This window comes from Salicola sp. AFF1 (genome assembly GCF_056783195.1).
Map to the genome: position 1 here is coordinate 1 of NZ_JBXAYL010000009.1, position 11929 is coordinate 11929.

At 61.3% G+C, this 11929-nt stretch carries 14 protein-coding genes, 1 pseudogene and 1 riboswitch; of the genes and pseudogenes, 2 read left to right on the forward strand and 13 right to left on the reverse strand.

Annotation, left to right across the window (positions count from 1 at the left end; translation table 11 throughout):
- Positions 1 to 47: 47 nt before the first annotated feature.
- Both AC1RQI_RS07715 and AC1RQI_RS07720 read right to left on the reverse strand, forming a co-directional pair.
- Positions 48 to 563 (reverse strand): hypothetical protein, encoded by a 516-nt coding sequence (locus AC1RQI_RS07715; protein WP_481904284.1) that lies wholly within the window; start codon positions 561 to 563, stop codon positions 48 to 50.
- Positions 564 to 809: 246 nt separating this feature from the next.
- Positions 810 to 1328, reverse strand: a pseudogene (locus AC1RQI_RS07720) (cobyric acid synthase); the annotation flags it as partial.
- 207 nt (positions 1329 to 1535) lie between these two features.
- Here AC1RQI_RS07720 and AC1RQI_RS07725 point away from each other — a divergent pair.
- Positions 1536 to 2171 carry a hypothetical protein gene (locus AC1RQI_RS07725; protein ID WP_481904285.1) on the forward strand — a complete coding sequence of 212 codons (636 nt, stop codon included), beginning with the start codon at positions 1536 to 1538 and terminating at the stop codon, positions 2169 to 2171.
- The gene (locus AC1RQI_RS07730; RefSeq protein ID WP_481904286.1) at positions 2168 to 2521 is read left to right on the forward strand and encodes a hypothetical protein; all 354 of its coding nucleotides are present in this window, start codon (positions 2168 to 2170) and stop codon (positions 2519 to 2521) included. The genes AC1RQI_RS07725 and AC1RQI_RS07730 overlap by 4 nt, the downstream gene beginning before the upstream one ends.
- Before the next feature lie 12 nt (positions 2522 to 2533).
- On the opposite strand, the gene AC1RQI_RS07735 is transcribed toward AC1RQI_RS07730, so the two are convergent.
- The 11 genes from AC1RQI_RS07735 to AC1RQI_RS07785 form a co-directional block, all read right to left on the reverse strand.
- Positions 2534 to 3976 carry a cobyric acid synthase gene (locus AC1RQI_RS07735; RefSeq protein WP_481904287.1) on the reverse strand — a complete coding sequence of 481 codons (1443 nt, stop codon included), beginning with the start codon at positions 3974 to 3976 and terminating at the stop codon, positions 2534 to 2536.
- 1 nt (position 3977) lies between these two features.
- Positions 3978 to 4589: a cob(I)yrinic acid a,c-diamide adenosyltransferase gene (gene cobO, locus AC1RQI_RS07740; protein WP_481904288.1), complete on the reverse strand. Its 612-nt coding sequence runs from the start codon at positions 4587 to 4589 to the stop codon at positions 3978 to 3980.
- 160 nt (positions 4590 to 4749) lie between these two features.
- Complete coding sequence (locus AC1RQI_RS07745) at positions 4750 to 6063, reverse strand: cobyrinic acid a,c-diamide synthase CobB (protein WP_481904289.1); 1314 nt, start codon at positions 6061 to 6063, stop codon at positions 4750 to 4752.
- Positions 6064 to 6149: 86 nt separating this feature from the next.
- Entirely contained in the window at positions 6150 to 7430 is a 1281-nt protein-coding gene (locus tag AC1RQI_RS07750) for a type II toxin-antitoxin system HipA family toxin (protein ID WP_481904290.1), read from the reverse strand.
- Entirely contained in the window at positions 7420 to 7752 is a 333-nt protein-coding gene (locus tag AC1RQI_RS07755; RefSeq protein ID WP_481904291.1) for a helix-turn-helix transcriptional regulator, read from the reverse strand. The genes AC1RQI_RS07750 and AC1RQI_RS07755 overlap by 11 nt, the downstream gene beginning before the upstream one ends.
- 269 nt (positions 7753 to 8021) lie before the next feature.
- Positions 8022 to 8247, reverse strand: a riboswitch (cobalamin riboswitch).
- Between the two features lie 96 nt (positions 8248 to 8343).
- Positions 8344 to 8448 carry a helix-turn-helix domain-containing protein gene (locus AC1RQI_RS07760; RefSeq protein ID WP_481904292.1) on the reverse strand — a complete coding sequence of 35 codons (105 nt, stop codon included), beginning with the start codon at positions 8446 to 8448 and terminating at the stop codon, positions 8344 to 8346.
- A 26-nt stretch (positions 8449 to 8474) separates the two neighbouring features.
- Positions 8475 to 9239: an ABC transporter ATP-binding protein gene (locus AC1RQI_RS07765; RefSeq protein WP_481904293.1), complete on the reverse strand. Its 765-nt coding sequence runs from the start codon at positions 9237 to 9239 to the stop codon at positions 8475 to 8477.
- Positions 9239 to 10219, reverse strand: a complete 981-nt coding sequence (locus AC1RQI_RS07770; protein ID WP_481904396.1) for a FecCD family ABC transporter permease — start codon at positions 10217 to 10219, stop codon at positions 9239 to 9241. The genes AC1RQI_RS07765 and AC1RQI_RS07770 overlap by 1 nt, the downstream gene beginning before the upstream one ends.
- Positions 10220 to 10247: 28 nt before the next feature.
- Positions 10248 to 11138: a cobalamin-binding protein gene (locus AC1RQI_RS07775; protein WP_481904294.1), complete on the reverse strand. Its 891-nt coding sequence runs from the start codon at positions 11136 to 11138 to the stop codon at positions 10248 to 10250.
- Complete coding sequence (locus AC1RQI_RS07780) at positions 11135 to 11437, reverse strand: DUF2149 domain-containing protein (protein WP_416632465.1); 303 nt, start codon at positions 11435 to 11437, stop codon at positions 11135 to 11137. The genes AC1RQI_RS07775 and AC1RQI_RS07780 overlap by 4 nt, the downstream gene beginning before the upstream one ends.
- Positions 11434 to 11880, reverse strand: a complete 447-nt coding sequence (locus AC1RQI_RS07785) for a MotA/TolQ/ExbB proton channel family protein (protein ID WP_481904295.1) — start codon at positions 11878 to 11880, stop codon at positions 11434 to 11436. The genes AC1RQI_RS07780 and AC1RQI_RS07785 overlap by 4 nt, the downstream gene beginning before the upstream one ends.
- Positions 11881 to 11929 lie beyond the last annotated feature (49 nt).

An 11929-nucleotide genomic window follows, 5' to 3' on the forward strand; every position in this document is an offset into this window, starting at 1 on the left:
GGAAGCAATCCCGGCTGGATACTGACCCACTCGACTCAAACCGGGACCTAAAATCTTCTGCCGCGCAGACTCCTAGGTAAGGAAAATGACTCACCAGAGTGGCGCGCTATTGGCACCTTAGATACAGGGCCATTTATATCCTCAACAGGGGTTTCGTCATAAACTCCAGCGGGATCTTTTTGGCCTTGAGGTTTTTCTTGCAAGAACCCAGATACGATGACCAAATTCTCGTCATCAATAGCCTTTTGAGCCTCTTCATAAGTGTCAAATTTTTTGCCTTCAGAGCGCTTTACTCGGAGATCGCATTTGACGTGTTTATACGTCCGCAAATGGGCAAAGTAGGCATCGCGTCCATTTGAAAAGTAGTCGGTTTCCTTCGGAACCCGGATCAGATTGGTGAAACAACCCGGGCAAAATATCTTGCCCTCCATATCCTGCGTATATTCAGAAGGCAGAACCTTTTCGCCAGTTCGCTTCAACTCAGACTGACTACCACTCTCATACGACCAACCTTCTAATTTATATGCTAATTTTATTCTTTGGTTTGGTTCGTACTTTGCCATTTACCCCCCTATAGAAAGACGCAAGGTCTACATAACAGAGATTAGACCGAATTCCGCACGATTGAATATACAAGCGTTCTGAATAACACCATCGTTGCGGGCCTCTGCCTGTGACGCTTTTGGTCCTCAAAGCAACAGCCTAGCCGATGGCCGGAGTTCGGTCTATGGAATCTGTTGAATTCCCCTTTTTCGCACAGACAACGGTAGGGTCGAACTCGAGGTGCCAGCGGTATAGCGTCAGTCCTGTTACAGCAGGTCCGCGCTAACATGCTCCGTCACAGCATCAGCCAGCCGGTCCAGCTCTGCCAATCTGTGCTGCTGATAATCAGTGATTGCTTGATCGTTTTGTAGGCCGGCCCATATCAGCAGGGTGTCGCAGGCGTTTGCGTCATCGAACACGCCATGGATGTAGCAGCCAGCGATGGCCTGATCCTGGCTAACCGCCCCATCCGGCTGCCCATCCAGTGACACCAACGGCCACTCCAACGCACTCCCGGTCGTCACCCCGTCATGAATCTCATACCCACTCATTGGCGTCCCGCTTTCCGCAAACACTCCGGTCACCCGCCGCAGCTGGTTCCCTTGCACCAGACGCGTCTCAAGATCCAGCAGGTTCAGCCCTTTGGTTTCGCCGGGCTCACCTTCGATGCCGTCCGGGTCGGCGATGGTTCGGCCCTGCATCTGGAATCCCCCACAGATCCCGACCTCCTTTCCACCATAACGCAGATGCCGCTGGATGTGTTCGTCCCAGCCCTGGGCTTTGAGCCATTCGCGGTCGGCTCAGGTGCTTTCGCTGCCGGGGAGGATGATGAGGTCGGCGCCGGGTTTCGGTTGATCGGGGCCGAGTCCCCCCTGCTCCACTTGACATTGAGGGTCAATCGGAAAACAATCTCGCAACTTTTGTTTTTGGTAGGGTCAGCCCGCCGGACAAATTTCAGCTACTGATCGACACCCCAAGGAAGGTAGACAGGCATGAAGGACGTGCTCATCCCAATCGTATTCCCCGATTACAAGATTTCCGTCGAGACTCCCAGCGCCAGTATTGATGCACTGCCGTATTTCGAGTTCGATAACGTCAAGATCGAAAAAAGTAGGCGGAAGCTCTCCAACCTCGGCCATGCAGGCATCCTCCTGATCAACGGCCGGAACGGTCTCACGAAATATTACGAGTACGGTCGCTACGATGCGGCCAACCGGGGTATCGTACGTCGGATTCGTCTTCCCGATGCACAGGTTAACCAGAACGGGGTCATCCCGAAATCACTGGTAGCACCTCTTCGAAAAATCTCACGAACCACCGGCAAGGGTGGGCGCATTCAAGGCGTTTTTCTCGAAGCTGAAGACGTCTTTGAAAAAGTGCACAAAAAGCTACACGCCCGCAAGCAGAAAAACGGCAAGCCGGACCGCACCCCGTACAGTGTCACTTCGAACAGCTGCATCCACTTCGTCAAACGAGCCGTTGAGGCTGCGGGCAAGGAAACTCCATGGATGGTCGACCCACGGCCCAATTCCTATATCGGCGAGTTCAGGGATGATTACCGGGATCTGGACTATTCACCAGAGACCCAAACCCTGAAGATCGAGGGAATCGGGGAGATTCAGAGATGAGATTCTGGGCGCTGTTATTGGCAGTTCTACTCGCGGCGTGCGACGTCCAATCCAACGGTGAGGCAACTCAAGCACCCCAAAAACCAGATACGGTTTCTGAAGAAGCAATCTGGGTGGGCGGCGCGGATGGCGGTGTCTTCGTTGAGCTCTCCGAAACCGATAACGATGGCATCTATACCGGTTCGATCCGCTACGGGCATAACGGCGGCCTCTGGTATCAGGGGAGGTTCAAGTATACCGGAGACGAAGCTTTTACTCTCGACAAGCGCTCCAGTTTCAAGAGCTGGGACGGGACAACTCTCTACCTAAGCAACCAGGAACAACTGGTTGCTATAGAGTTGGATAACTAAGTCCGCTTGAAACTATTGGGCGCTCAAAGCCTCTGTCATAAGATGCTCCTCCACAGCCTCAGCCAAGCGATCCAACTCCGCTAAACGGTGCTCCTGGTAGTCCGCTTCCGCGTGCTGGTTGGGCATGCCTGCCCAAGACAGCAGCGTGTCGCAGGCCTTCGCTTCATCAAACAGTCCGTGGATGTAACAGCCGGCTATGGCCTGATCGTCACTCGCTGCCCCATCCGGCCTACCCTCAACCGAGAGCAGAGGCCGCTCCAACGCACTCCCCGTCGTCACCCCGTTATGAATCTCATACCCACTCATCGGCGTCCCGCTTTCCGCAAACACCCCGCTCACCCGCCGGAGCTGCTTCCCTTCGACCAGCCGCGTCTCAAGATCGAGTAGATTCAGCCCTTCGGTCTCGCCGGGCTCGCCTTCGATGCCGTCCGGGTCGGCAATGGTTTTGCCCAGCATCTGGAATCCCCCACAGATCCCGAGCACCTTTCCACCATAACGCAGATGCCACTGGATGTGTTCATCCCAGCTCTGGGCCTTGAGCCATTCGCGGTCGGCCCGGGTGCTCTTGCTGCCGGGGAGGATGATGAGGTCGGCGCCGGGTTTGGGTTGGTCGGGGCCGATGAACTGGAGATCCACCTTGGGGTGGAGGCGCAGGGGGTCGAAGTCGTTGTGGTTGCTCATTCTCGGGAGCGCGGGAATGACGACCTTGAGGGCGTCTTCGTCGGCCTCGGTGCCGGTGAGGCCGACGCTGTCTTCAGCGTCCAGGATGAGGCCCTGGAGGTAGGGGAAGACGCCGACGACGGGTTTGCCGGTGTGGTCTTCGAGCCATTTGAGGCCGTCTTCGAGCAGGGCCGGGTCGCCGCGGAAGCGGTTGATGAGCAGGCCGGTGACGCGGTCGCGTTCGGACTGGGACAGGAGCTGGAGGGTGCCGACGAGCTGGGCGAAGACGCCACCGCGGTCGATGTCGCCGACGAGCAGTACGGGCAGGTCGGCGGCTTCGGCGAAGCCCATGTTGGCGATGTCGTTTTCGCGCAGGTTGATTTCGGCGGGGCTGCCGGCGCCTTCGACGATGATGACGTCGTAGCGGGCCTTGAGCGCTTCCCAGGCGGCCATGACGCTCTTGCGGGCTTCTTTCTTGAAGCCGTGGTAGTCGACGGCGTCCATGTTGCCGTAGACCTGCCCTCTCAGGATGACCTGGGCGCCACGGTCGGTCTGGGGTTTGAGGAGCACGGGGTTCATGTCGCTGTGCGGTTCGATGCCGCAGGCCAGGGCCTGGAGGGCGGTGGAGCGGCCGATCTCGCCGCCGTCTTCGGTGACGGCGCTGTTCAGGGCCATGTTCTGGGGCTTGAACGGGGCCACGGAGACGCCCTGGCGGTGGAGCCAGCGGCAGAGGGCGGCGACGATGGTGCTTTTGCCGGAGTCCGAGGTGGTGCCCATGACCATCAGCGATTGCATGTTACAGCTCCACTCCTTTCTGGGCGCGGACGCCGAGGTCTTTGAAGGCGTGCTTGACGATCTGCATGTCGGTGACGGTGTCGGCCAGTTCGATGAGTTCCTTGGGGGCGTTGCGGCCGGTGATGACGACGTGCTGCATCTCGGGGCGGTTCTGGAGGTCGTCCAGGACCTGGTCGAGGTCGAGGTATTCGTTGCGCAGAACGATGTTGAGTTCGTCGAGCAGTACCAGGCCGTAGCTGTCGTCCTGGAGCATGCGCTGGACTTCTTTCCAGGCGTTTTCGGCAGCTTCGACGTCTTTCTCGCGGTCCTGGGTGTCCCAGGTGTAGCCCTGGCCCATGACGTGGTAGTCGACGTTGGGCAGATCGCGGAAGAAGCGTTCTTCGCCGGTTTGCATTTTGCCTTTGATGAACTGGACGATGCCGACTTTCATGCCGTGGCCGAGGGCTCTGGCGGCCATGCCGAAGCCGGAGGAGCTTTTGCCTTTGCCGTTGCCGGTGGTTACGAGTAGCACGCCCTGGTCTTTCTGGGCGTTGGCCATGCGTTCTTCCATGACCTGTTTCTTTTTGGCCATGCGTTTGGCGTGGCGTTCGGGGTCTTTTGCGTTCTCTCGCATTGTGTTCTCTCCTAGCCTTTTGAGTCAGTGCCAGGGCGGGAGCCGGTAGTCCTGATCGGGAACCGCTATAAATCCATCCATGGACGCTACGCGGTCGCCATCCATGGCGACCGAGTTTCCCGCTCAGGACTACCGGCTCCCACCCTCATACCGTTTGGGTTTATCCAGCTTTGAAAAAAGCTGCTACTAGTTTCGGGGCCGAAGGGAAGTAGCCGTGGAAGTAGCTCGCGGTCAGTGAGCCTTGTTTGAACACGCGCTCCCCTTCACTGCCGTTTTTCTTGGTCGTTCTCATGGCCGGTTCCAGTTCCGTTTCGAGTTCGGAGTGGTGGAAGGTGTGGCCTCTCAGTTCGCCATTGTCGGTGTTGAGGGATTGGATGCCCAGGGCTTTGCGTTTGGGGGCCATGGAGACCCGGCCGGGCATGAGGGCGTAGAGGCTGTGTTCGGTGCCGTCTTCAGGGTCCACCAGGGTTTCGGTGCAGGCCATGAGGCCGCCGCATTCGGCGTAGATGGGTTTGCCGGCCTGGTGGTGGGCCTGGATGGCGGCTTTCATGGCGGTGTTTGCGGCCAGTGCGCGGCCGTGGAGTTCAGGGTAGCCACCGGGGAGCCAGAGGGCGTCGGCGTCCGGGAGTTCCTGATCCGCGAGGGGGGAGAAGAACCTTAGGGTGGCGCCCATGGCTTCGAGGAGTTCGGTGTTGCCCCGGTAGATGAAGGCGAAGGCGGCGTCCTGGGCGATGGCGATGGTGGTGCCTTCGAGCAGTTTCGGGGGTTGCTCCGGGACCGTGGCTTCCAGGGTGACCTGGGCCGGGAGTTGGTCGAGGCCGGCTTCTTTGAGGACGTCGGCGGCGGCGTCGAGTTGTTGGTCGAGGTCGGTGATTTCGTCGGCCTGGACGATGCCGAGGTGGCGGTCGGGGATGTCGAAGGACTCATTTCTTGGGATGGCGCCGAGGAGGCTGATGTCTTCCGGGAGGCTCTCCTTGCACAGGTGGGCGTGGTAGCCGCTGCCGGTGCGGTTGGCGATGACTTCCTTCACTTCCAGATCATCGCGGTAGCGGGCGAGGCCGAGGGCGATGGCGCCGAAGGTTTGGCCCATGGCGTTGGCGCCGATGACGGGCAGCGCGGGGATGCCGCAGGCGACGGCCATGTCGGCGGTGCTGGGGTCGCCGTCGAACAGGCCCATGGAGCCTTCGACCAGGATCAGATCGGCGGTCTGGGCGGCTTCGGCGAGGCGCCAGCGGACTTCGTCCATGCCGGTCATCCAGCCGTGGATCTGGTAGACGGGGTTGCCGGAGGCTCTTTCGAGGACCATGGGGTCCAGGTAGTCGGGCCCGTGTTTGAACACGCGCACGGTGCGGCCTTCGTTTTTGTGGAGGCGTGCCAGAGCGGCGGTGACCATGGATTTGCCGTGGCCCGATCCCGGTGCTGTGATCATCGCTGCCGCTGTTGTGCCTTTTATCGTCTGATCTGGATTGGTCATCGGTTTAACTCCGTGCTTTGTGAGGGAGCGGGGACCTGCTCCCTCACGCTTTGAATTGGTTACTGGCTGATGTTTTCAAGCCTGGCCTAACTGCCCTTCCCTCTTTCAGCCGCTGTTTGAAGATGGCTGGCCTCTTCGGGGAGTCCCTCAAAAATGAATGGATTGAGGAATTGGCGTCCCATGAACCGGGTGCGCTCAGCGGTCGGCAGTGCCGCTTCTTCGCATGTGCTTTCCCAATGCTCGCTGATCACGCGGATCTGGTGCTCCATGATGTTGAGTGCGTCTTCCCGGGAGAGCAGGTATTGGTGTGCAACATTCAGGCACAGGTTCAGCTGACTTGCGCGCTCGCTGTTGCGGATCAGCATGGCCTGGGTGGCTTCATTGCCGGTTCGGGGTTGGGGGCAGATGTCGTAGGCCGGAGTCAGTTCGAAGGTTTCGCCATTCCAGAACGCTGCGTGATTCCGTGCGTGGTCATCCGTGTTGCCGGTGAGGATGTTGAACACCAGCCGTGAGAAAAGTTCGCGCAGCATCGGTTCCGGATCATGGAAACGGTGGCGGATACGCTCGGCCAGGTCTTCGTAACTGGCGTAGCGGGCCATGAGTTCGTCGAGTTCGAACAAGGTCAGTGCCGAGATCACTGCATGACGTTGCCAGCCTTGTTCGCTCCTTGTTCGGTCAAAGCGCTCCACCAGAAGCACGTCCTTTCCAGCGGCCTGGACGAGCGAGACCGGTGCGACGTTCAATCCCGCCTGAGCTGCAAGCCTCATAGCGATGAATTCCGCTTTCACGATGCTGTAGAGGTCGGTGGAGGATGAGAACTTGGCAACGAACTTGCGATCGCCGTCCTCTATCAGTGCCTTGGGTCGTGCGCCGCCAATGGAGGTTCCGTGAAACAGTGCCTGGTCCAGCTCAGGGTTAAAAGGAAGCCCTTGCTCGACCCTTTCCGCCGAAGCCACGAGTTCCTCAAGCGCCGCATTGCGTGGACCCCGTGGTACGTATTCGGTGGCCGAGGACTGGAAGTCCAGTGCGCCGATCCGGTCCGAACCGGAGGCTAGCAGGTAGCCGAGTTCGTTAGGCTCACTTGAAAAACGGTTGATAATGATGCGGCGACCCCAGGCGTCGGGCGCGGCGTCCCGGAGGCAACCCGGCATCATCAGGCCAGACAGCGGCAGTTGCGGGCCGCGCTGCAGGGGCAATTCCTCCGGGAAAAGCGGGATGGCATCGGTGCGTTCCAGATAGCTTCTGGCATAGGTGAAGACAAGCTGCTTGCCGTCCTGATCCAGACGGCCGGCGACCACCGGTTCTATTTGGCCCGGAAGCCAGAACCAGACAAACGCGGTCGTTGCCTGCAGGATCTCAGAAGTCATCGTCGATCGACCTTCTGGGTGGTCGGACCCGTGCCGGGAGCAGGTCCAGCTTGTCTTCGGTCTGTTTCAGATGGCGTTGCCGTTCGGTTGGATCCTCGCTGAAAAGCGGAACCCCGACGATATGGGCGACTTCGAGGACGGCGCCGATGCGGCAACGGAGGTCGCCTTTTTCCATGCGCTGAACAAGGCCCCTGGATACGCCGGCACGGGTGGCCACTTCGCCAGCGGTCATGCCCTTCTCGGTTCGATACAGGCGGATCTGACTGGCCAGGAGTGCCATGGTTTCGCGGGTGGCGCGTGAATAGGGGTGTTGTTCAGTCATGCTATGTCTTATGTGTTTTATATATGGATCATTAAACCAGATAATGATCTATGCGTGAACCACTATTCCGGGGCGGCGGTGGTGCCCTTGATGATCTCTTGCTGCTGGCCTGAATTTGTCATTTCAGTTCCTGAGCGAAAGGTATGGCTTCGTGTGACCGAAACGTCTTTAGGCCAAACACAGGGAACGCGGTGTCAGGGAGCAGGCGGAGGAAGATGCAGCGGGAAGGTGCTGAAGAGAGTCCACCGGCCCGTCGTTGCCCACCGCAACCCATGGCGTTCCTGCAGGCCGGTCTACGGGCTGATGAGCAGAGATCATGGTCCCTGGGCGACCGCCTTCCCATGCGTTTTCAGCACAGTGGCGTGTGAGCCGCCTTCACTCAATCACCGTTGCGGGGGCAGCGCCGGAATGACCCTGTTGCTTGGCTGGGCGCACCGGCTTCCCGTTTCACCCCGCCCGACACGTTGGCGGAGCACCTACAAGGGATCTGGACAGTATCAAGGGGAATGAATCCGGTCAATCTGGGCCGCTCTTTGCAGGGCTGATGGTTCCAGACCGATCTTCTTTGGCAATTTAGCCCTCCACCCCGTTTTATTCGCCGGCGCCAGTGCAGTTGCGCCGGATCTCACGCGAGACTGTGCGACTGCTGCATCCGATCTTTCTGGCTATGGCTCGAAGACTGCACTGGTACTGCAATCTGCCTGAATTCAGCTTTACTGCTGCTAAGCCGGAACAAAAACCGGCGCCCCCTCCACCTCTGCCCTTGTGAGGGGTTGGCCGTATAGGTTTTCGAGGGCGCCGGGTTGGAGCATGCTTTCAGCCTCGCCCCAGCAGGCTTCGCCGTCCGGGTACAGGAGCAGGAGGTGGTCGCACCAGCGGGCGGCTAGGTTGAGATCGTGGAGGCACATCACAACGGTGTGCCCTGCCCTGGCCTGCCCGGAGAGCAGTTCCATCACGGCCACCTGGTGGCGGAGGTCCAGGTGGTTGGTAGGCTCATCGGCGAGCCAGATGTCCGGGTTCTGAGTCAGGGCCGTGGCCAGGGCCACCCGCTGTCGTTCGCCGCCGGAGAGGGTGCTCACGGGGCGATCCGCCAGGTCACTGAGTTCCAGGCGCTCCAGGGCCTTTTCGGCCATTTCGAGGTCGTTGCCGCCTTCGAGCTGCCAGGGTGAGAGGAACGGGTGGCGGCCGATGAGGGCCGTCTCGAGGACGGTGGCAGGGAAGCCGTCCTGGCGTTCCTGGAAGACGAGGCCCAGCTGGCGGGCGATGGTCCTGCGCCGCAGTTGCTGCAGGGGTGTGTCGTCGATCCGCACTTCCCCGCTCCTCGGGCGGTTAAGGCCGCCGAGGGTGTGCAGCAGGGTGCTTTTGCCGGCGCCGTTGGGGCCGAGGATGCCCCAAGTCTGACCGGGTTCCATACGCAGGTCCAGCGGGCGGCCGTCGGCGCGCTCGGGAATGTCGATGATGAGGTCACGGGTCTCCAGCGTGCTCATCAGCGGCTCCGGTACAGCAGCACGAGGAAGGTCGGCACGCCCAGCAGCGCGGTGATCACGCCCACGGGGAGCTGTTCCGGTGCGATGACGATGCGCGCGAGCGTGTCCGCCAGCGTGAGCAGTGCGCCGCCGGCCAGGGCGCAGGCCGGCAGGATGAGGCGTTGGTCATTGCCGAGCACGAGCCGGAGCATGTGCGGCACGACCAGGCCCACGAAACCAATGCTGCCGGCGGTGGTGACGGCCAGCGCGGTCAGCAGGCTGGCGAGGATGTAGATGGTCCATTCCAGCGGGCGCACGGCCACGCCCAGGGCGGCGGCCTGGAGCGGGCCCCGGGCGAGGACGTTGAGGCTGCGGCCGAGGGGGATCACCAACAGACAGGCCAGGACCAGCAGAACCAGCGCCGGCCACGGGCTCTGGGCGTAAGTGAGATCGCCCATGAGCCAGTAGAGCATGCCCGGGAGCTTGTCCTTGGGGCCGATGGCCAGCATCAGAGTGACGACCGCGCCCCAGCCTGAGGCCACCACAATGCCGGTAAGCAGCAACCGGGCCGGCGTCCAGCTGCCGCTGCCGTGGGCCAGGCCGAAGACCAGGAAGGTGGACAGCAGCGCCCCAACGAAGGCGGAGCCGGACAGAACAGCGGTGCCCATGCCCGCGAGCATGGCCGCCAAAGCGCCCACGGAGGCACCGCCGGAGACGCCGAGCACATAGGGGTCCGCCAACGGGTTGCGCAGCAGGATCTGCATCAGGGCGCCGGCCACCGCCAGCAGGCCGCCCGTGGCGAAGCCGGCCAGGGCCCGCGGGGCGCGGAGTTCGAAAATCAGGGTGCGATGCAGTTCGCTACCCTCGCCTGTGACCACCGCCCAGAAATCCGATGGCGCAATCGCCACGCTGCCGATCGCCACCGCCAACCCCAACGCCAGCAGGCCCAGGAGCCCCAGCCAGACCAGCGGCAGGAAGGGGCGCAAGACGGAAACGGCCATGGAGGCGCTGGCACGGTGGGCGACGGCGTCAGCGGCGTTCACGCGCGGTCTCCAGTCTCTCGCACAGGGTCTGCCCGCCCTTGAGCAACCTCGGCGTGGGGCGCTGGAGGGTGGACGGGGGCACGAAGAAGAGGTTGTCGCGTTCCGTGGCCGTCAGCGAGTCGTACTGTTTCCATTCCTTGAGCCAGTCGCGGTTTTCTTCACCCATGCCACCGGCGACGATGGCTTCTGGGTTCTTGTTCAGGACGGACTCCCGGTCGATGCGCGGCACCAGCCGGTCCAAGCCAGCATAGACGTTCTCGCCGCCGCAGAGCTCGATCACTTCGTGGATGAAATGCTTGCCGTTGACCGTCATGAGGGGCTGGTCCCAGACCTGGTAGAAAACGCGCACCGGTTCGGCATCGCCGTATTCCGCGCGCAGGTCGGCAATCCCATCACGGAAGCGCTCGGCTTCGCGGCGCCCGGCCTTTTGCGTATCCGCCAGCACCGAGAGCCGTTCGATGGAGCGGGCAATGCCCTCGAAATCCCGTGGCTCCAGGTAGTAAAGGGTCAGGCCCAGTTCTTCCAGCTGTTCGGTCTGGCTCTTGGGGTTCCCGGTGACCCAGGCGATGACCAGGTCCGGGGAGAGACTGAGGATCTTCTCAACATCCAGCCGCTTGAGGCTGCCGATAATGGGCAGTTCCTTGGCGGCCTCCGGGTAGTCGCTGTAGTTGACCACACCCGCCACGTCGTCACCGGCACCGGCGGCAAAGAGCAGTTCCGTGGCGCCGGGGGAAAGGCTGATGATGCGTTCAGCGGGCTCATCCAGACAGACCTCCCGGCCCTTGTCGTCCGTGGCACAGACTTCCGCATGGGCCGCCGTGGTGGCGGCCAGAGCGAGAATCACGATAGCGGTGAGTCCATGCAGCGTCCGGGTCACTGGCTGTTTCCTTTGTCGATCATGATCATGCGTCCGGTTTCCGGGTCCTGGTAGACCTGGCCCATGGGCTGGAAGCCTTCGCCGGATTCGCCGGCGCCCTTGGGCAGCTCGGGCATTTCGCGGCCGGCTTCCACGTCCACGCCGCTTTCCATGGGGTTGTCGGCCCTTTCGGAGGCGGCCAGTGCGACCATCAGGCCGACGGCGAAGACGAGCATGATGTCGGCCATGTTGGCGAGCGGGCCCATGGGGTCTTCGTCGGTGATGTCGAAGCGGCTGCGCCGGTAGCTGGGGATGCTCATGGCTGGGCCTCCTCCAGTTCGGCCATGGCGCCATCATACCAGCGCCGGCGGGCGCGTCCGAGCATGAAGCCGATGATGCCGGCGAGCAGGCCGAGGACGGTGGTGTTGAAGGCGACGGTGACGGCTTCGGCAAGGAGGTCGAGTTCGCCGCGGCCCAGGGCCGCCAGGCCGGGGCCCAGTGGGATGAGGGTGCCCATGAGGCCCAGCATGGGGCCGATTCTGGCGATGAGGTCAGCTCGGTCGATGCGGCGTTGGGCTCTTGCGGCGATTGAGTTGGTGTCGCCGTTTTGGATCATGCGCTGAAGGCCGCCGGTACGTTCGCCGATGGCCAGGCCGGTTTCATAGAGGGCCAGGGCTATGAGGGCCAGCAGGGAGATGATAACGGGCTCCAGTAGGAAGCTGACTATGGAGTCCATGATGTCGAGTGTTGCGGATGTGAACATTGCTGAATCTCCGCTTAAACTTTGGATTCTGTTTGGTCCGGGAGTTTTG

Bases quoted from the DNA above. Each gene is read 5' to 3' on its own strand.
- AC1RQI_RS07715 (WP_481904284.1), bottom strand. From the start codon at position 563: ATGGCAAAGTACGAACCAAACCAAAGAATAAAATTAGCATATAAATTA.
- AC1RQI_RS07725 (WP_481904285.1), top strand. From the start codon at position 1,536: ATGAAGGACGTGCTCATCCCAATCGTATTCCCCGATTACAAGATTTCC.
- AC1RQI_RS07730 (WP_481904286.1), top strand. From the start codon at position 2,168: ATGAGATTCTGGGCGCTGTTATTGGCAGTTCTACTCGCGGCGTGCGAC.
- AC1RQI_RS07735 (WP_481904287.1), bottom strand. From the start codon at position 3,976: ATGCAATCGCTGATGGTCATGGGCACCACCTCGGACTCCGGCAAAAGC.
- cobO (WP_481904288.1), bottom strand. From the start codon at position 4,589: ATGCGAGAGAACGCAAAAGACCCCGAACGCCACGCCAAACGCATGGCC.
- AC1RQI_RS07745 (WP_481904289.1), bottom strand. From the start codon at position 6,063: ATGACCAATCCAGATCAGACGATAAAAGGCACAACAGCGGCAGCGATG.
- AC1RQI_RS07750 (WP_481904290.1), bottom strand. From the start codon at position 7,430: ATGACTTCTGAGATCCTGCAGGCAACGACCGCGTTTGTCTGGTTCTGG.
- AC1RQI_RS07755 (WP_481904291.1), bottom strand. From the start codon at position 7,752: ATGACTGAACAACACCCCTATTCACGCGCCACCCGCGAAACCATGGCA.
- AC1RQI_RS07765 (WP_481904293.1), bottom strand. From the start codon at position 9,239: ATGAGCACGCTGGAGACCCGTGACCTCATCATCGACATTCCCGAGCGC.
- AC1RQI_RS07770 (WP_481904396.1), bottom strand. From the start codon at position 10,219: ATGGCCGTTTCCGTCTTGCGCCCCTTCCTGCCGCTGGTCTGGCTGGGG.
- AC1RQI_RS07780 (WP_416632465.1), bottom strand. From the start codon at position 11,437: ATGAGCATCCCCAGCTACCGGCGCAGCCGCTTCGACATCACCGACGAA.
- AC1RQI_RS07785 (WP_481904295.1), bottom strand. From the start codon at position 11,880: ATGTTCACATCCGCAACACTCGACATCATGGACTCCATAGTCAGCTTC.